Below are 19,802 nucleotides of genomic sequence, written 5' to 3' on the forward strand. Positions count from 1 at the left end.
TTATTTATTATTCCTTTTTATTAGCTCTGTTTGTTTAAGCATTCGTTTATTTGCTTTATGGTCATGTACTACAAGAATAGCATGAATAATTCCAGGTACGTAACCTAAAAAACATAGTAGTAAATTAAGAAAAGCTTGAAATGGCTTCCCGGAGAATAAAACTGCTACTGGTGGTAACACAATAGCTAAAAGATACATCATAATTACTAGCTCCTTACAAGGATTTGTACACAATCATACAGAACAACTTGTAGGATTAGCAAACTAAAACATAGTGGTATATAATGGGTACTTTTCCTGAAGTAATAATATTAATTAATGCTTTCTAATGCAATCTTTAAATTAGGGTAAATGACATCTGCAGCCACATCTATTCCTTCATTAATGGTCATTTTAGCTAAATCAGGGCAAATCCCTGTTGCCATAACACTAATTCCCATTATACGAATCATTTGAACCAATTCGTTTATATATTGAACGTTTCCTTTATCGATTTTATATACCCCTGAAAAGTCAATTATAACGTAAAATACACCAGCACTTGCAATTTTAGGAGTTAAATTTTCTATCATATAGTCTATCCGATATGTATCAATGTGTCCTACCAATGGCAAAACTATAATTCCTTCTTTAACAGGAACTATTGGTGCTCCGACCTTTGCTAATTCCATTTGGGACATCTTTTGGTATTCGCTTGCTAGATACTCATAATTGGCAACCGTTTCGTTAAGGCTCATATCTAACATTCTGTTAACCTGTTTAATCAATTTACTTAGCTCTTTCAAATTAAGATCGAATGTGATTGCTAAATTAGTCAGTATGTCAGTAATTACATTGCGAGTAGGGAGATATCTGACTACTAGGGTAGATAGATTACCATCAAGAGAAACCATTGCTGCATTCTTTTTACTCCATATTAATAAGGATTCAGGGATTTTCTCCTCACCACTTAAAATATACTCTCCAATAAAGGTAACAAACTCAATATACATATTTTTAGCTTGTTCCTGTTCCCAACGAGGTATATCCATATCTAGAGAATTGATTACCTCATCAACGATATTACTAGCCAACAATTCTTTATTATTAAAGATATAATCTGAAATACTAATAAGTGGGCTCATATTTCTTCTCCCTTTTTTTTGCCTTCTATCTCATCATAAAAATTCATTTCTTTTAAGTCAAGCTTTCTCTTGTTAAAGTAGAATATTCTATAACCAAGAGAGATTAAAATTATGATTTTAAGCAGGTAAAAACGTTAATATGATAGAACATAGTATTACATTAGAAAATTGAAAAGATGCTAAAGAGTCGAATAACTAATGTTTCAAAAGAATTTTTAATAAGTCTGGAGTGATTCTAAATGAGCAAGGTGGGCATTCATAGGATAGATATCACACCTCCTTTAGGAACTGATTTTATAGGTTATCATAGACCAGTAGGTATAAAGGATATTACAGAACGGATCTATACTACAGCATTTGTTTTTGAAGTAAATGAAGAAAAGTCCATTTTTATAAGTATAGATAATATAGGTATGTTAATAGAGGATACTTTAATAATAAGAGAGCAAATCTCTGCGCAATTAAATATAGAAATTGATCGTATTACAATTGTTTTTACACATACTCACTCAGGGCCTGCAACAGTTAGTGACAATTTGAAAGTCATAAAGTATAAAAATATGCTAGTATCTCTTGTAACTAAGACAGCTGTTAAAGCAAATCAAAAAGTCAGGCACTCAGAGATTGCTTGGAATGTAAACGAAGGGAATTTAGGTGTTAATCGAAGAGAACCAGCTTCGGATGACAAGGTAACAATGGGAATTAATTTACACGGAGTTATTGATAAGAGAATTGGTATATTAGTTATTAGAGATAAAGACTCGTCTAACTTATCTGGAGTAATAGTTTTTTGTACTGCACATCCCAATGTACTTAAATCAGACAGTTATAGATTGTCTGCGGATTTTCCTGGAACAACAAGAGTATTGCTAGAAAAAGTATTAAATTGCAAAGTAATTGTTGTCCAAGGAGCAGCAGGTGATATCAATCCGCTTTACCGAGGGGGAAGTCAAGCATTAAATCAGATGGCCTATGTTCTTGGTGGGCATGTACTGACCATGCTCCCAGCACTTAACTTCACAGCCATTACTAACCTAAAGACCACATCCATCACTTTTCCTATGAAGTTAAAGAATGTTCCATTACCTGTTGAATTGCACAAAATGGCAATGCTGGCGGAATCTAAATGGGGAGTAAACACATCAAAGTGGTTGAATGTTCTATTAGAAAAATACAAGAATAAAGAAAAAGCTATTTGGATAGATATCGAAATACAATCCTTTCAACTCAATGAGGGTTCGTTTACCGGTATTCCTTTAGAGCCATTCTCAGAAACAGCTATAACATTTAAAGAAAGGTTAGGAAATGAATTAGCTTTCTTTGGTGGCTATATGAATGGCTACTTAGGCTACTTACCGACTAAAGATTCCTATTTAGCAGGGGGTTACGAAGTTGAGGTGAATCCCATTATATATGGACCTGTTACTGGCTTATGGATGCCACCTGAAGAGAATAGTGCTGAACTTATAGTTGAGAAGGCATTAAATCTATTAATAAATTAATCATTAAGAAAATATGCTAAGTAAGTCATGTAACAATGATTGAGCGAATATATATAAAACCCATTTTGAAATATCAAAATGGGTTTTATATATTAAATTAAGCATTAAATTTTTGTACTTCGATAAATTGGATATGATTGTCTTGTTTTTCATTGATGGAGAATATATAACCACCATACTCAATTTGTTCATCCATGTGTAACTCTATGTCCTGAGTGTAATACCATCCACCAATTGTATCTACATCAGGATTATAAAGATCTATTTTCAACAATTTCGCGACATCATCAAGTAACACATTTGTGTGAATGATATAGTGGTCTTCTTTGACTTTCCGAACATCTGCTATTTCGTCGTCATCAAATTCATCTCGGATTTCTCCTACAATTTCCTCCAAGATATCTTCAACGGTTACAAGCCCAGACGTACCACCATATTCATCTAACAATATAGCCATATGAATACGCTCTTTTTGCATTTTCAATAACAGACTGTTAATCGGAGTAGTTTCTATAGTATTAATCACAGGATTAACAAAATCCTCTATATTGAAGTTTTCCAATGTTATACGATTATTAATACCTAGAGTTAAGAAATCTTTAATATTAATAAATCCAATGATATTATCTCTATCTTCTTCATAAACAGGGTAGCGTGTATAACGTTCCTCAGAAATCGTAGTTAATACCTCATTAAAGGTAGCTTTTCTTTCAAAACCAATAATTTGAGTACGAGGTACCATGATTTCACGAGCAATGCGGTCATCGAATTCAAATACATTATTTACATACTTCAATTCATTTTGGTTAATTTCCCCGCTCTTATAACTCTCCGCAAGTAATAATCGAAGCTCTTCTTCTGTGTGAGATAGTTCATGTTCTGATGCTGGTCTCATACCAAAAAGCCCAACGAGCAAGCGAGCAGAGCCATTTAGGAACCAAATGAATGGATATAGGATTTTGTAGAAAATCATTATCGGTTTAGCAAAAACAAGGGTTACTGCTTCTGCTTTTTGGATAGCTATTGTTTTTGGAGCCAACTCTCCGACCACGACATGTAAAAAAGTAGCGATTAAAAATGCAGCACCAATCGTAAAGTAATGAATGTTGTCCGTACTAATTCCAATTGTTTCAAACAATGGATGTAGGATAAATTCGAATGTCGATTCACCAACCATCCCTATTCCTAAAGCAGTTACAGTAATACCAAGCTGACAGGCAGACAGGTATTCATCTAAGCGCGATGTAACTTGTTTTGCAGCCTTAGAACCTTTACGACCTTCTGCTACTAACTGATCTATTCTGGAATGACGTACCTTTACGATAGCAAACTCCGTAGCTACGAAGAATGCGGTTAAAGCGATTAATATGACAAAAATAGTTAAATTCAATGCGGTCAATAAGTTGTCTTACTCGAAAGTAAGACTTCACCTCCTAAGTGATTAATAATAATAAGGATTGCATAAGAGCAACACTTTCTGATGAAACTTTCTGTTTGATGGAATGCTTTGTGTTATCTTCCTTCTCATTTATTTGTTCCAATAAGTGAGAAACTTCTTTTTCTAAATATTGCATCTGTAATCGTATTTCCTGGATATCAATCTCTTCTATGCTATCTTTGGCAAGCTCTCTTTTTATTTCTTCAAGTGACATACCTTTTAACTTTTTCTCTTCTATAACTCTTAGTCTTTCAATAGCCTCATAAGGGTAGTAACGATAGTTGGAACTAGAACGTTCAGCATCTAATAGCCCTAGAGTAGTATAATAATCGATGGTACGCTTAGTAATGCCACTTTTTTCAGCTAACTCGCCAATTCTTAGTTTCTCTGTCCCAATAGTATCACTCCTAACCGTAACGTTAGGGTTTAGTATAGTATGAATTTGAGGTAAATGCAAGGAACATTAAGGATTACAAGTGGTGAGGAGTTGAGGATTAAAGCAATCTCTTTATTCCAATTTGCATGCAAAGTTATTATTAAAAGCTTTGGTAAAGTTACTGGTTGATTTTGACTAACAATTCTTTTTTATATTGACTGTAAACATTATAAAAGGGACATTCAAATGACTATTAAGATTATAAATAGATTATGAAATTGGGATTGGGTACAGTTTTTCGGCTTTGTTTATGCGATTAAATTTATAAGTACCTATCGATGCATGAAAGCCGTTCCCATTTATTGATTGGAGCGCCAGACGGCGACTCCTATGGGATGACATAGCTATCAAGTTAAGAAGTTTATAAAAACCCTCGAGGTTGGTATAGAAAACTAACCAACAGGAGGTGCTTCACATGAAAAAAACAGATTTAGACGAATGGAAACTCTTAATGGAACAATTGTATAAACTATTTTCCCCAGATAAGTTGGATTGTTGGGCCAAAGAATCAGGATGGATCAAACGAAAACGAAAGCTTGATGCGTATTCATTTCTCCACATCCTTCTTTATCATTGCGGAAACCTGGCCGGCAGTTCGCTACGCGAGCTCAGCCTGTCATTAGAAGAAACCTGTCATATTTCTATGACTCCAGAGGCAATAAACCAACGTTTAAATAAAGAATTAATCGTATTTCTAAAAAAGTGTTTGGAACATTTTATACAAGTGGAGTTAAATTATCAGTTGCCGATCAGTGACGAACTACGAAAATTTTGTGAGAGGATCCGTATAATAGACGCGACCATCCATTCCCTTCCTTCGGATTTGAAGGAGACTTTTCCTGGCGTCTATCGAGCCGAATTAAAATGCCAACTGGAGTATGAATTCCTGACAGGACAGTTCATATTGGCTGACTGGATGAACGGAAAGGAAAACGATTCTCTATATGGGAAGAATCGATTAGAGACGGTCTCACCTGGCGATTTATTTCTACAAGACTTGGGTTATTTCCATCTACCCACCTTCCAAAAAATTGATGAGTCCGGGGGCTATTTCGTCTCTAGAGTTCGACCAGATTGTTCTATCTATACAGGGAATCCCAACCCTCGTTACCATGCCGATGGCAGGGTCGTCAAATCCTCTTTTTATCAGAAGGAATCTTTGGCAGAGCACCTGGAACAAATGGAGCGTGGCTCCGTAAGGGAATGGGAGGAAGTTTATGTGGGGTATGACTATAAATTCCCTACCCGTTTAATTTTGTATCGCCATACAGAGGAACAAGATAAAAGTGATCAGTATAAACGTAAACATTCACGTTACCAGACAAAGGAGCACGTAAGAGCGCTAGATGGGGCGACGATTATTATGACAAACCTCCCGGATACTATCCCAGCTGAGAAAGTGATGGACCTTTACCGATTGCGCTGGCAGATCGAGTTATTGTTTAAAGGATGGAAATCTAATTTCCCGACCACTTTTTATAAACAGATAAAGGAAGAACGTGTCCTATGTCATTTTTTCGCTCATTTATTATTGTTTCTAATCACAACTACAACAACTTATCAGGCACGTTTATTCTTGCTAGAGAAATCTAGAATAGAGATAAGCATTCAAAAGGGCATCTCAGTTGCACTACGCTTTATTCGCTTGATGTTTGAAAGCATAAAAAAATACACCAAGCTTACCAATGGGGTACTGAAAAGGTTTCATGGTGCTCTTTGTAAACATGCATTGAAAACAAAAGGGCCACCTGAAAAGGATCCATTGATTATACTCGGTGCAAATTACAGTTAGTATTCTATGCCCTGTATAGAAAGAAATTAAACTTACATTTTTTGGTTAAACCAAAAAGTGTTAATTTCATATGGTCTAATTTTCAAAAATACCAGTTCATATGAGAGTGAATGACGTAAATTTTTCTTAACTTGATAGCTATGCTATGGGATGAGGGAGACAGATAAGACATCACAACCACGCGCTTTCCTCGGGGTGATGGCTTATCGTTCACCCCGAGGAAAGCGTCCGGACGGTGCGGAAATCAATTCTACTTTCTGATTTATAGATTTCTTTGCATCATAAATCAACCCTACTCTTTAACATAGCCTTATTAAATAATAAGTTTTTCTTCCAAGACCTAAGTTTACCTAATAAATCGAATCAATGAAGCAACTGTTCTTGTTATAATTGTAGAGTAGGAGAAACTACATGTAACTTATTAAAGGTAGTTTTCTGGAAAATGCATTATGCATAAACGGAGGATGCTATGAATATCAGGCTGGCGCAGAAAAAAGATATAGCTCAGTTAATTCAAATGCGATGGGATTTTACAATAGAGCATAATGAAAAAGCGGTTGATCATGATTTAGAGGAATTTAAAATGGAATGTAGACAATTTTTGGAACAAGCAATCGAAAGTAATTCATGGGTTATATGGATTGCAGAAATAAATGAACAGGTAGTATCTCATATTTATATGGAGCTTATCCATAAGGTTCCTCGTCCAGGTAGAATTACTCATCCATTTGTATATATGACCAATGTTTACACTATTCCTGCGGAACGAAACAAAGGGATTGGCTCTAATCTTCTTACAGTAGTTAATAAATGGGTGGAGTCGAATGAGTACGAGTTTGTTATCGTTTGGCCAAGTGATGATAGTATTGAGTTTTATAAACGTAAAGGTTATATCAGCTGTAATGAAGCAATGACATTTACGCCTTCAAATAAGAGGTAACCTATTTAAGAAAGGGAAAAATAATGCCAACTATTATATATGAGATTTTAATAGATGCTCCAATAGATCTTTGCTTTGATTTATCACGGGATGTAGCAATACACACTCAAACGACTGGAAAAACAAAGGAAAAGGCTGTTGGAGGCAAAGTAAAAGGGTTATTAGAAAAAGGAGATAGTGTAACTTGGGAAGCTACACACTTCGGTGTTCGACAAAGGTTAACTGCAAAAATTATTGAGATGGACAAGCCTCATACTTTTAGAGACATTATGGTAAGAGGAGCCTTCCATTCATTTACACACACGCATCAATTTAGCAGACAAGAAAATGGTACATTGGTAAGGGATGAGTTTGTCTATCGTTCCCCTTTGGGAATACTGGGGAGGTTGGCAGATCTATTATTTCTCGAAAAGTACATGACAAATTTCATTAAACACCGCTCTGTGGAATTAAAAAGGATAGCGGAGGGCATAGAAAGTAAAAGCTAAAACGGAATTTTAATTTTGTTGTTTAATGTTCTATTTTAATAGTTTTGTAATATAATATCATTAGAAATGGAGAGGATATAATTGGCAATTACTACTATGAGTTCAACTGCAAATTTAGTGGATAAGCTTCAAGTGGAGGTTGGAACACGCGGACATCAAGTTATCATCGACGAACCGGAACGATTAGGTGGTACAGACGAAGGTATGAATCCTTTAGAATTATTACTTTCATCGCTAGGAGCCTGCCAAACAATTGTTGCGCAAATGTCAGCAAAGAAATTTGGCATTCAATACGATCATTTGTCTGTTGACTTAGAAGGGGATATTGATACGGATGGTTTCCTTGGAATTTCAGATATTCGCCCAGGTTTTATAGAGGTAAGATATAAAGTTAATATTAAATCTAATGAATCGCCTCAGAAAATTGAGGAATTCATTACATACGTTGAGGACCATTGTCCCGCACTAGACTCTTTAATTAATGGCGTTAAGGTTGTATCTCAAGGCATAGATATTCAACAAACAGACAAGGTGTAATGCAAAAAAAAACTATGGAGATTTTACAGTGCGTAAAATTTCCATAGTTTTTTATTTGGGGTTTCTATTTTGGCGCTGTTTTTAAGGTTTTAGAATCCTCTTTTATATGCCTTAGGAACATTTGCCTTGCCATCTAACACTTCTTCTGTATGTAATACCCAATAAGGATCTTTTAACATACCTCGACCGATGGCGATCAACTCTATATCCTCTTCTGCCAACGTTTTTTCAGCTAAAACTGGCTCTTCTAATATTCCTACAGCAATTACCGGTAAATCTAAAGCTTGTTTATAAGCTCTTGCAAAAGGAACCTGATAGCCAGGTGTATTTGCCGGCTTCACTTTCCCAGGAGTTGCTTCACCACCACTAGAAACATGGAAAACGTCTACTCCTGCTTCCTTGTATTGTTTTGCTATTTCCAGTGAGTGCTCTAAGCCATAGCCACCATCAATATATTCAATGGCTGATATACGGAATAAGAGAGGCATATCTTCAGGTATCACGCTTTTCACTGCTTGTATAACTTCTACCCCAAATTTAGCATAATCTTTTCCGTATTCATCTGTTCGGGTATTAATAGAAGGAGAGTGGAACTGGTGTATTAAATAACCATGGGCTCCGTGTAATTCTATTGTATCGAACCCGGCCTCAACTGCACGGCGAGCGGCTTCTTTATATTTATTAACCATTTCTTTTATCTCATCAATTGTTAAAGGTCTTGGTTCTTTCCATGTACCATCAGATTCAACAGGTATGTTGGAAGAACTTACTGGTTGTTCTGCGTCTGTTGCTTTTCTTCCAGCATGAGCAATTTGAATACCGATTTTCGCATCGTGTTTATGTACTTCCTTAACTATCCTTGCATATGCAGGAATCTGCTCATCTGACCATAAGCCTAGATCATAATCCGTAATTCTTCCATCAGGCTCTACATCTGTCATTTCTACAATGATTAAGCCGGTTCCACCAACTGCTCGAGATACATAGTGGACGAAGTGCCAGTCATTCGGAGTTCCATCCTTTGCCTCGACAGAGTATTGGCACATAGGAGCCATTACTATTCTATTTTTCAAGCTTAACCCTTTTACGCTATAAGGTGTAAATAATTTGGACATTTCTTTGAATCACTCCTTTTTCATATTATCGCTTGTTTTGTCTATTGATTCAAATAATGCGCGTTAACAAGGTAATAGTTTTTATGAAAAATTAATATATTTGTATAATTAATAAATTTATAGTTGTATTTATGCATTGTGAGTGTTACATTATGTATATTAATACAAATAACCCGTATATAAATACATTGGAGGAATATATAATGAACAAAAAAGTTGTTTTAGCATACTCAGGTGGATTAGATACATCAGTAGCAATTACTTGGCTTAAGGATGAGGGCTATGATGTAGTAGCTGTTTGTTTAGATGTAGGAGAAGGCAAAGACTTGGAATTTGTGAAAAACAAAGCCTTGGAAGTTGGAGCTGTTGAAAGCTATATGATCGATGCACGAGAAGAATTTGCAAATGAATATGCACTAATTTCATTGCAAGCTCATACATGGTATGAAAATAAATATCCGTTAGTATCTGCGCTATCAAGACCGCTTATTTCTAAGAAACTAGTTGAAATTGCAGAAAAAACAGGGGCTACTGCTGTTGCACACGGTTGTACAGGTAAAGGAAATGACCAAGTTCGTTTCGAGGTATCCATTAACGCTTTAAACCCAGATTTAGAAGTAATTGCACCTGTTCGAGAGTGGAGCTGGAGCCGTGAGGAAGAAATTGCTTACGCAAAAGAGAAAAATATTCCGATTCCAATTAACTTAGACAGTCCATTTTCTATAGATCAAAACCTTTGGGGACGTGCGAATGAATGTGGCATTTTAGAGGATCCATGGGCAGCGCCACCAGAGGATGCATATGATTTAACAGTTTCTTTGGAAAATGCACCAGACGTTGCAGACATAATTGAAATTGAATTTTTACAAGGAGTTCCCGTAGCTATAGACGGAGTTAAATATCCATTGCATGAGCTTATTCTTAAGTTAAACGATGTAGCTGGAAAGCATGGGGTTGGTCGTATCGATCACGTAGAAAACCGTCTAGTTGGTATTAAATCTCGTGAAGTCTATGAAATTCCTGGGGCTCACACACTGCTTCTTGCTCATAAGGAGCTTGAAGACATTACATTAGTGAAAGAGTTAGCTCACTTTAAACCAGTAATGGAAAAGAAACTGACAGAACTTATTTATGAGGGTCTTTGGTTTTCTCCATTAAAAACAGCTTTAGTGGCGTTTTTAAAAGAAACACAACAATATGTTAATGGTACGGTACGTGTAAAACTATTCAAGGGTCATGCAATTGTAGAAGGACGTAAATCTCCTAACTCCTTGTATAATGAGAAACTTGCAACATATACTGCAGAAGACGAATTTAACCATTCATCAGCTGTTGGATTTATCGAGCTTTGGGGCCTTCCAACAAAAGTGCATGCAATGGTAAACAAAGGAGAAAAGAAGGTGCAGGTATGAGTAAGCTTTGGGGTGGAAGATTCCAAACATCAGCGGAACAATGGGTAGATGAATTTGGAGCTTCTATAGGATTTGATAAACAGCTAGTAATAGAAGACATAGAGGGTAGTATGGCACACGTAAAAATGCTTTTCGATTGCAAGATTTTACCCCATGAAGATGTAAAAGAAATACTTGGTGGCTTACTACAGCTTAAACAGCTAGCTGCTGAGCAAAAGCTAGAATTTACGGTTGACCACGAGGATATACATTTGAATCTCGAAAAGATGTTAATAGATTTAATTGGACCAGTCGGAGGAAAGCTACACACTGGGAGAAGCCGTAATGACCAAGTGGCAACAGATATGCATTTGTATTTAAAAAATAGAGTAAACGAAATCATCGAATTGATTGGAATTTTTCAAGAAACGATTATCAATCAAGCGGAGAAGCACATTGAAACTTTGGCGCCTGGGTATACTCATCTACAACGTGCGCAACCTATTTCCTTCGCCCACCATTTAATGGCTTATTTTTGGATGCTTGAGAGAGACAAAGAACGTTTTAAAGATTCTATCAAACGAATTGATATTTCCCCTCTTGGCGCAGGGGCTCTTGCAGGAACTACATTTCCGATAGATCGTAAGCTATCAGCAGAGTATCTTGGATTTAGCGATGTATATGCTAATAGTATGGACGCTGTAAGTGATCGTGACTTTATCGTCGAGTTTTTGAGTAATTCGTCACTGCTAATGACTCACTTATCTCGCTTTGCAGAGGAAATCATTTTATGGTCTAGCTCTGAGTTTAATTTTATTGAATTGGATGATTCCTTTTCTACGGGATCAAGCATCATGCCGCAAAAGAAAAATCCCGATATGGCGGAGTTAATACGTGGTAAAACAGGTCGTGTCTACGGGAACCTAATGGGACTTTTAACAACATTAAAAGGTCTGCCACTAGCATATAATAAGGATATGCAAGAGGATAAGGAAGGCATGTTTGACACGGTAGAGACAATTGTTGGTTCCCTCAAAATCTTTGAGGGAATGGTTCGTACAATGTCAGTGCATACAGAGCGTCTGCATGAAACAGTACACAAAGACTTCTCTAATGCTACAGAGCTAGCAGATTACTTAGCTGCAAAGGGACTTCCTTTCCGTGAAGCACATGAAGTAACAGGTAAGCTAGTTTTCCTTTGTATACAGCGAGGTTATTTCCTATTAGATCTTCCGTTAAGTGATTTACAGGAAGCTAGTAGCTTGATTGAAGCAGACATTTATGATGTTTTGTCCCCATTAGCTGCAGTCAGAAGAAGAAATTCATTAGGCGGCACAGGTTTCGATCAAGTTAAAATTCAAATAGAAGAAGCTAAAAGTAAATTAAGCTAATTTATAGCCCGTATTAAAGGAATAAATCCTTTAACACGGGTTTTGCTTTTTACCGATTAGGAAGGTAGTATATTGATTGATTGTTAAGGGCTATGACATTAACTCAAGTGAAGTAAAGAGAGATAAGATTCTATATTATTTAGTTTAGATAAATATAAATACACATTCAAATGATTATTAAGATTATAAATAGATGATGAAATTGGGATTGGGTACAGTTTTTCGGCTTTGTTTATGCGAGTAAATTTATAAGCAATTTATATAATGCATTAAAGATGTTTCTATTTATTGATTGGAGCCCCAGACGGCGACTCCTACGGGATGAGTGAGACAGATAAGACATCACAACCATGCGCGTAAGCGATGGGTGATGGCTTATCGCTCACCCCGAGGAAAGCGTCCGGCTGGTGCGGAAATCAATTCTACTTTCTGATTTATAGATTTCTTTGCCTCATAAATCAACCCTACTCTTTAACATAGCCTAAAATATTAATATATAAAACAACAAAATTACACTCATATTCGTATGTTGCTCTTTCATTCTTTTATATCTATATCTAGATATAAATATTTTGGATAGGTCTTATAGCTTTAACTACAATATGCTTGTACTCTTCAGCAAGTAACTAGCGTCTTTAAGAGCAAAGGTTCCCTTATGGGAAAGAAGGTGATATGATAATCGAAGAATTTTTTTGAAGGAGATTATCATGGAAAGTTTAAAACAACAATGGTTTGGAAATATACGGGGCGACATTTTGTCGGGAATAGTAGTAGCCCTAGCCCTTATTCCAGAAGCCATCGCTTTTTCAATCATAGCAGGAGTCGACCCGATGGTTGGACTATATGCTTCGTTCTGTATTGCTGTAATCATCGCATTTGTTGGTGGGCGACCTGGTATGATTTCCGCAGCAACTGGAGCAATGGCACTTGTAATGGTACCACTAGTTAAAGAACACGGATTAGACTACTTATTGGCCGCTACTATTTTAACAGGTATTATTCAAATTCTATTCGGGATATTCAAGATTGCCAAGTTGATGAAGTATATTCCTAATGCGGTCATGATCGGTTTTGTTAATTCGTTGGCAATTTTGATATTTATGGCTCAGGTCCCACATTTCATTGGCATTTCAACGATGACATATATTTTTGTAGGGATTACGCTTATCCTGGTGTATACATTGCCACGATTTATAAAAGTAATACCAGCACCTCTAATTGCCATTGTCACTTTGACAGTCGTGGCTATATACGGTGGATTAGATTTAAATACAATTGGTGATTTAGGAAATATATCTCAAACCTTACCTTCATTCTTGCTTCCGGATGTTCCATTTAATATGGAAACATTACAAATCATCTTTCCTTATTCCATTGCGCTTGCAATAGTAGGACTAGTAGAATCGTTGCTTACGTCACAAATACTAGATGATATGACCGCAACCGAAAGTGATAAAAATAAGGAAGCCAGAGGACAAGGTATTGCTAACTTTGTAAATGGCTTCTTTGGAGGAATGGCAGGTTGTGCCATGATTGGTCAATCTGTGATTAATGTTAAATCGGGGGGAAGAGGGCGACTTTCTACCCTAGTAGCCGGTTTGTTTCTTATATTCTTAATTATTGTTTTAGGTGACCTAGTCGTTAAAATACCAATGCCAGTGTTGGTTGGTATTATGATTATGGTATGTATCGGTACGTTCGACTGGAATTCTTTTAAGTATTTAGTAAAGGCACCAAGAACAGATGCAGTCGTCATGTTAACAACTGTTATTATAGTTGTCTATACACATGATCTTTCCAAAGGTGTGATATCAGGTGTCATTTTAAGTGCTGTTTTCTTCGTAGTTAAAATGTCTACGCTGAAAATACTTGAACAGGATCAGCGGTATATTGTAGAAGGGCAGCTATTCTTTGCTTCTACTGATGGTTTTGTAGATTACTTTAAAAAGTCAACTACACTATCAGATAAGATACAAATTGATTTTACTAATAGTAGAATCTGGGATGATTCGGGGGTAGGAGCATTATGTAAAGTAAAGAATTTACTAAATGAGCGAGGACTTCAAGTAGAAGTAATCGGCTTAGATTCTTATAGTAAAAAGATGATTGCTCAAATTGATGGTCTATCAACACATTAGGGGGAATCACTACCATGTATAACCATATTGTTTTAGCAGCAGATGGCTCCGAAAATGCCGTTCGCGCAGCAAAGGAGACAATCAAAATTGCTTCTTTAAATAAGCAATGTTTGGTGGAAATAGTTTATGTGGCAGATTTTGAAAAGGCAAAGACAGAGGTACTGCATGCTAGCTCTACAGAGGTTTTAGAATTAGAACGTCGAAAGAAAATGCAAAATGTAGAGCTGCTTTTAAAGGAATCGGAAATTTGCTATAAAGTCAATATACTGCATGGAAACCCCGGTCCTGAGATTGTGAAATTTGCTAATGACAACCATGTGGACCTTTTAGTTATAGGCAGCAGGGGTTTAAATTCCCTACAAGAAATGGTTTTAGGAAGCGTCAGTCATAAGGTAATAAAACGAGTTCAATGCCCAGCTTTAGTAGTTAAGTAAATTCATGTTAAAGTCCTGTTTATAACAGGGCTTTTATTTTTGGTGGAATTTTCATATAATTTAATAAAATAGAGGAGGTTACTGATGGGCACTCAAGAAAGAATATATATTCGTCTTCTTCAAATGAAAGATACAGAAGCGGCACTGGACTTAGAAATAAGAAACAAGGAATTTTTCAAGCACTATTCAGTTTTAAGAGAGCCAGATTTTTACACATATGAAAAAATAAAGGAACGCATTGAAAATGGGATAACAGGTGCAACAAATGATACATTGTATGCGTTCGGCATCTTTTTATCCAAAACAGATGAATTAATTGGCAATGTTGCCCTATCACATATCTCTCGAGGTCCAGCTCAAAGTTGTATGATTGGTTACACCTTAGACGACCAGCAAAATGGGAAGGGCTACATGACGGAAGCAGTTAAGATGGCTGTTGCTTATGGCTTTGAAACATTAAAATTACATAGAATTGAGGCTGGAGTTATGCCTCACAATACACCTTCAATAAAAGTGTTGGAAAAAGCAGGCTTTCATAAAGAAGGGATTGCTAAAGAAAATGTACAAATAAACGGTAAATGGCAGGACCATCTCATTCTAGCGATTATAAATCAAGAGGATTAAGAGGGTATTATGTAATTAGCGTTTTATAGGAGACAACGAAAATGATAGATATAAAAAAAATTAGTTTAGAGCCTGGCAAAAGAGTAATAGTGATCTCGGATATCCATGCAAACTTACAGCTATTTAAAAAGTTATTAGACAGAGTGAATTACCAGCTGGATGATTATCTATTTATTAATGGGGACTTATGCGAAAAAGGAGATAACAGCTTAGAGGTTGTGGAATTTGTCCGCTCGCTTCAAAAGAGCTCAAGCAACGTTTTTATTGTCAAAGGTAATTGTGACGTTGTTCATCGGTACGTTTTTCAAGAAAGTGAAGGAATAATTCCTTACATGAAAAGTCGAAAATCTATTTTAAATGAGATGCTTGCACAGAATAACAAGCGTGTTGAGGAATTTAATAGCGTAAAACACTTGTCAACGTATTATAAAGCACATTTTCAAGACATAATTGATTGGCTAGAAGCTCTACCGGTCGCTTATGAAACCGATGATTTTATCATCATTCATGCAGGAATTGATCCTAAAACAGATTGGAAGCAAACAGACGAAAAAACTGCTTTATATACCTCCTCTTTTCTAGATAAATCACATCAGGCAGGTAAGCCAGTAATTGTTGGTCATTGGCCAGTGATTAACTACGGAGCAACCGCTGTAAGCTCCCATAACCCTTTGGTAGATTTAGAGAAGAATATAATAGCCATTGATGGTGGGAACCAACTAAAACAAGACGGTCAGTTGAATGCTTTAATCATTCAGGACGGAACATATTCCTATACATTTGTGGACAGTCTTAATCATTACATAATAATAGAACATGATCATAAGGCTGGCTTAAACAGAACTGGTACAGTCACTTATCCTAATTATGAATTAAAAATAATGAAAAGGGGGGCATTTTTTACACGATGTAAAAATGTCATCCTAGGAACAGAACAATGGATTAAAAATGAATATATTATAGAAAAAAATGATTCCATCCTATGTAAAACAGATGTAAGCACTACCTTCCTTTCGGTAAAGCGAGGAGAAAAGGTTTGGGTAGTTGATGACACATGTGAAGGATATCTCCTTGTTAAAAATGAAAATGGGGAAATAGGATGGATTGAACGTTGAATATTTTAATGTTTTTCAAAGGTATGGTGAAAATTCCGTACCTTTTTATTTTTGTATTGACAATTATCTAGCGCTACTATAAATTTTAATTAACGTTGAATAGTCAATGTTGAGTATAAAGGGAGAAGGAGTGATGTAATGCTGTATTTACAAGCTACAAATTTAGAAAAGAAATATGGTAATCGACACATTGTTAAGGGTATTAATCTGGAAATTAAAGATAACGAAATATTAGGTGTTATCGGCCCGAATGGGGCAGGAAAGTCTACTTGCTTAGAGTTACTAATAGGATTAAAGGAAAGAGATGGAGGGACCATACAATATTTCTTGGAGGATTTTAAAGAAAATATAGGAGTTCAACTACAAGCAAGCTCCTTTTTCCCAGGGCTCTCTGTCTCAGAAAACTTAAAGCTATTTGGAGCCTTTTACAAAAGGAATGTAAACAAGTATGAACTGAACGATATACTTTTAAAATGTAGATTAACGGAGAGTGCTAATACTGAAGCCTCCAAGCTCTCCGGTGGACAGCAAAAACGTCTAGCAATTGCCATTACTCTAATTCATCAACCTAAGTTAGTTTTTTTAGATGAACCAACAGCAGCATTAGATCCAATTTCTAGAAAGGAAATACAAGCCTTGATTCGCCAAGTGAATAATGAAGGAAGAACAGTTGTATTTACCTCTCATGACATGGAAGAGGTAGGCCACATAGCAGATAGAATTATATTTATTAATAAAGGGAAAATTATTTGTGAGGGTGAGCCCAAAATACTGATAGCTGAACATGAAGTAACAAATTTAGAGAGCCTTTATATAAAATTGGTGTCTAAGGAGGGAGTTGAATGTTAACTATCTTTCGCTCTATGATTATTAGCTCTCTACGTGATAAGATTACCGTATTTTATTCTCTTCTATTTCCACTAGTAGTGATGATTGGTTTGAGCATTTACATGGATAATATGGATGAACGTATATTAACAGGTGTGACTGCAATTGGAACTATATTTTGGGGGATGCAAGGAGTTGCTTTTCAAGTCCTCTATCAAAGGAATAAAGGTGTTTATAAAATGCTCAAAATATCTCCCTTACCAATTGCACACTTTATCATTTCTATGGTGCTTGCCAGAACAGCTTTGGGTGTAGGGTTGAATATGGCTGTCTGGACTTTCGGAGTCTTGTTATTTCAGATATCATTAAGTTTTTCACTAATAGTAGGAACTATACTTTTAGTTACAGTTGCAACACTCTGTTTTACTAGCATCGGCTTTCTAATCGCTAACCTGGCTAATAATGAGGGGCACATTAATATGATTTCAAATTTGTTCCAAATTCCATTTATATTGTTTAGTGAAGCGTTTTATTCCTTAAGCAATGCACCAGGATGGATTCAATTTCTAAGTAAGTTATCACCATTTAATCACTATGTAAAAGGATTAAATGCAGGGATGGAGGAAGCAATACTCCAAATGGGATCTGCTATGTTAATATTATTGCTTTACATGTTGATCAGCGTACTACTAGCAACAGCTACTTTCAAGTGGGAGGAAAAACTTAAAACAGAGTATAAGGTTTTTTCAAACTAAACATTTATTGTCTTGTGCTATAATAATACTCAATGTTGTTTATTTTAAATTGGGGAGAAACATTATTATGACAAGATTGATGGTATTAGGACTATTAAAAACGAAGCCAATGAGTGGTTATGAAATTCAACAAACTCTTCAAATTAGTGAAGCAGATCGTTGGGCAGGTATATTAGCTGGCTCTATTTATCACGCTCTTAAGAAAATGGAGAAGGAACAGCTAGTTGAGGTTGAGGCAATTGAACAGACTGGGAATAGAAGTAAAGCAATATATAAGATAACCGAGAATGGCGTAAGAGAATTTCAGAAATTATTGAAAGATACATTAGAAGAACTATCAGTAAACCTGCCAAGCAATCTATATACTGCATTAAGCTTTATACAAAACCTTCCAAGAGAAGATGTGTTAGAAGCATTTTATAAACAAACAACAATACTGGAAAAAGAATTAGAGATGCAAAAGAAAGGTATCCAAATAAAAAAAGAACATATGAAAATTGATGAAGTTACAGAGCTCATTTTTGAAAATATGTATAGTCAATACGATTTACAAATACAATTGCTGAAGAAATTAATTAACATCTTTGAACTGGAAAATAAATAATTACATGAAAAACTACTACAATCCCTCAGATTGTTGGTAGTTTTTTTAATTTATATATATTTATAACTAGTTAGATGATATATTAATTATAAGTTTTTTGATTATTTTGTTTACAACAGAATTACGGTATAACATGCTCCGCCTGTTGTAGAAAAGGGAAAAGAAGGTTATGAAGTAGAATGATAAATCACAGTTTTCCGCTCTCACGCAGGCGCTTTATTTGGGCACGGCTCGAGCCTGTAGTCTCTCACGTGCTGTTCCCCTAGGAGTCGCCGCCTGTCTCTACAATCAATGAGCGTTTTGCTATTAAAGAGGACTAGTAATCCATAAACTTAGAAAAAGTCCCTAAGAATCTAGATATGTCTCATAAACTCGTAGATTTTCCACATAAAAAGAAGACTAACCTATCATCATTCAGATTTAATTTTAAAAATGTGTATTAAAAACTTAAAAATTCTACAATGAGTTTAACTCTAAAAAAGTATGAATTAATAGGAAATAGGAGTGTTTAATAGTGAGCCAAAAATGGTTGGAGTGGGCCAAACGAATACAAGCATTATCACAATCTGGATTGGCTTTTTCAAAGGATATATACGATATCGAGCGATATGAAGAGTTAAGAGCCATAAGTGTTGAAATTTTGACGGAGCAAACGGGTTTAGAATTTCAAAAGGTAAGTGATTTATTTGCTACAGATAAGGGATATCAAACCCCAAAAGTAGACGTGCGTGGGGTAGTTTTTAAGGACAATCAAATTTTAATGGTTCGTGAAAGCCTGGACAACAAATGGTCATTACCGGGTGGTTTTTGTGATATCGGATTATCAGCAGCGGAAAATATCGTAAAGGAAATAAAAGAGGAATCTGGTTATGAAGTAAGGCCAGTAAAATTGCTTGCATTAATGGATAAGGACAAGCATCCCCATCCACCTGAGGCTTACCATTACTATAAAATTTTTATTCGTTGTGAAATTACTGGAGGGGCACCTGCTAGCGGAGTGGAGACAAATCATGTTCAATTCTTTTCTCCAACTAACTTACCTACACTATCTACTAACAGAAATACAGAATCTCAGATTAAGACTATGTTTGAATTTCTCATTAATCCAGATAAAGAAACGATCTTCGATTAACGTATGGAGGTACATGAG

20 protein-coding genes are annotated in these 19,802 nt (G+C 35.8%); 15 read left to right on the forward strand and 5 right to left on the reverse strand.

Features of this window, described 5'->3' with window-relative positions:
- Together MKX96_RS10000 and MKX96_RS10005 are read right to left on the reverse strand one after the other, a co-directional pair.
- Positions 1-201: a YqaE/Pmp3 family membrane protein gene (locus MKX96_RS10000; RefSeq protein ID WP_298467623.1), complete on the reverse strand. Its 201-nt coding sequence runs from the start codon at positions 199-201 to the stop codon at positions 1-3.
- A gap of 110 nt (positions 202-311) precedes the next feature.
- Entirely contained in the window at positions 312-1,124 is an 813-nt protein-coding gene (locus tag MKX96_RS10005; RefSeq protein ID WP_169358282.1) for an STAS domain-containing protein, read from the reverse strand.
- Positions 1,125-1,363: 239 nt separating this feature from the next.
- Here MKX96_RS10005 and MKX96_RS10010 point away from each other — a divergent pair, with 239 nt between their 5' ends.
- Positions 1,364-2,626: a neutral/alkaline non-lysosomal ceramidase N-terminal domain-containing protein gene (locus tag MKX96_RS10010; RefSeq protein WP_340883440.1), complete on the forward strand. Its 1,263-nt coding sequence runs from the start codon at positions 1,364-1,366 to the stop codon at positions 2,624-2,626.
- A 97-nt stretch (positions 2,627-2,723) separates the two neighbouring features.
- Here MKX96_RS10010 and MKX96_RS10015 read toward each other — a convergent pair whose 3' ends face one another.
- Both MKX96_RS10015 and MKX96_RS10020 read right to left on the reverse strand, forming a co-directional pair.
- Positions 2,724-4,025 (reverse strand): hemolysin family protein, encoded by a 1,302-nt coding sequence (locus MKX96_RS10015; protein WP_169358283.1) that lies wholly within the window; start codon positions 4,023-4,025, stop codon positions 2,724-2,726.
- Positions 4,026-4,059: 34 nt separating this feature from the next.
- A complete protein-coding gene (locus MKX96_RS10020) occupies positions 4,060-4,521 on the reverse strand; it encodes a MerR family transcriptional regulator (RefSeq protein WP_205963948.1) in 462 nt (153 codons plus the stop codon).
- Positions 4,522-4,915: 394 nt separating this feature from the next.
- Between MKX96_RS10020 and MKX96_RS10025 the strand changes: the two genes are divergently transcribed.
- From MKX96_RS10025 to MKX96_RS10040, 4 genes are all read left to right on the forward strand, one after another.
- Positions 4,916-6,292, forward strand: coding sequence for an IS4 family transposase (locus MKX96_RS10025; RefSeq protein ID WP_169360310.1), 1,377 nt, complete (start codon positions 4,916-4,918; stop codon positions 6,290-6,292).
- Positions 6,293-6,761: 469 nt separating this feature from the next.
- Positions 6,762-7,232: a GNAT family N-acetyltransferase gene (locus MKX96_RS10030; protein ID WP_340883441.1), complete on the forward strand. Its 471-nt coding sequence runs from the start codon at positions 6,762-6,764 to the stop codon at positions 7,230-7,232.
- A 23-nt stretch (positions 7,233-7,255) separates the two neighbouring features.
- Positions 7,256-7,720 carry an SRPBCC family protein gene (locus MKX96_RS10035; RefSeq protein ID WP_340883442.1) on the forward strand — a complete coding sequence of 155 codons (465 nt, stop codon included), beginning with the start codon at positions 7,256-7,258 and terminating at the stop codon, positions 7,718-7,720.
- 81 nt (positions 7,721-7,801) lie between these two features.
- Positions 7,802-8,257 carry an OsmC family protein gene (locus MKX96_RS10040; RefSeq protein WP_340883444.1) on the forward strand — a complete coding sequence of 152 codons (456 nt, stop codon included), beginning with the start codon at positions 7,802-7,804 and terminating at the stop codon, positions 8,255-8,257.
- An 89-nt stretch (positions 8,258-8,346) separates the two neighbouring features.
- Here MKX96_RS10040 and MKX96_RS10045 read toward each other — a convergent pair whose 3' ends face one another.
- Positions 8,347-9,372, reverse strand: coding sequence for an NADH:flavin oxidoreductase/NADH oxidase (locus MKX96_RS10045; protein ID WP_340883445.1), 1,026 nt, complete (start codon positions 9,370-9,372; stop codon positions 8,347-8,349).
- Positions 9,373-9,575: 203 nt separating this feature from the next.
- Between MKX96_RS10045 and MKX96_RS10050 the strand changes: the two genes are divergently transcribed.
- The 10 genes from MKX96_RS10050 (at position 9,576) to MKX96_RS10095 (ending at position 19,784) form a co-directional block, all read left to right on the forward strand.
- Positions 9,576-10,784 (forward strand): argininosuccinate synthase, encoded by a 1,209-nt coding sequence (locus tag MKX96_RS10050; RefSeq protein WP_340883446.1) that lies wholly within the window; start codon positions 9,576-9,578, stop codon positions 10,782-10,784.
- Positions 10,781-12,154 (forward strand): argininosuccinate lyase, encoded by a 1,374-nt coding sequence (gene argH / locus MKX96_RS10055; RefSeq protein WP_340883447.1) that lies wholly within the window; start codon positions 10,781-10,783, stop codon positions 12,152-12,154. Before MKX96_RS10050 ends, argH begins: the two co-directional genes overlap by 4 nt.
- Positions 12,155-12,858: 704 nt before the next feature.
- Positions 12,859-14,292 carry a SulP family inorganic anion transporter gene (locus MKX96_RS10060; protein WP_340885978.1) on the forward strand — a complete coding sequence of 478 codons (1,434 nt, stop codon included), beginning with the start codon at positions 12,859-12,861 and terminating at the stop codon, positions 14,290-14,292.
- A gap of 14 nt (positions 14,293-14,306) precedes the next feature.
- Positions 14,307-14,726, forward strand: a complete 420-nt coding sequence (locus tag MKX96_RS10065) for a universal stress protein (protein WP_340883448.1) — start codon at positions 14,307-14,309, stop codon at positions 14,724-14,726.
- An 84-nt stretch (positions 14,727-14,810) separates the two neighbouring features.
- A complete protein-coding gene (locus MKX96_RS10070; RefSeq protein WP_169358291.1) occupies positions 14,811-15,350 on the forward strand; it encodes a GNAT family N-acetyltransferase in 540 nt (179 codons plus the stop codon).
- Between the two features lie 41 nt (positions 15,351-15,391).
- Entirely contained in the window at positions 15,392-16,465 is a 1,074-nt protein-coding gene (locus MKX96_RS10075) for a metallophosphoesterase (RefSeq protein WP_340883449.1), read from the forward strand.
- A 138-nt stretch (positions 16,466-16,603) separates the two neighbouring features.
- On the forward strand, positions 16,604-17,314 hold the full coding sequence (locus tag MKX96_RS10080) for an ABC transporter ATP-binding protein (protein WP_169358293.1): 711 nt from the start codon (positions 16,604-16,606) through the stop codon (positions 17,312-17,314).
- Positions 17,308-18,048: an ABC transporter permease gene (locus MKX96_RS10085; RefSeq protein WP_169358294.1), complete on the forward strand. Its 741-nt coding sequence runs from the start codon at positions 17,308-17,310 to the stop codon at positions 18,046-18,048. Before MKX96_RS10080 ends, MKX96_RS10085 begins: the two co-directional genes overlap by 7 nt.
- A 67-nt stretch (positions 18,049-18,115) precedes the next feature.
- Entirely contained in the window at positions 18,116-18,652 is a 537-nt protein-coding gene (locus tag MKX96_RS10090) for a PadR family transcriptional regulator (RefSeq protein ID WP_205963950.1), read from the forward strand.
- A gap of 514 nt (positions 18,653-19,166) precedes the next feature.
- The gene (locus MKX96_RS10095; RefSeq protein ID WP_169358295.1) at positions 19,167-19,784 is read left to right on the forward strand and encodes an NUDIX hydrolase N-terminal domain-containing protein; all 618 of its coding nucleotides are present in this window, start codon (positions 19,167-19,169) and stop codon (positions 19,782-19,784) included.
- Positions 19,785-19,802: the final 18 nt, after the last annotated feature.

Origin of the sequence: Psychrobacillus sp. FSL W7-1493 (genome assembly GCF_038004905.1) — a bacterium.
Lineage (GTDB): Bacteria > Bacillota > Bacilli > Bacillales_A > Planococcaceae > Psychrobacillus.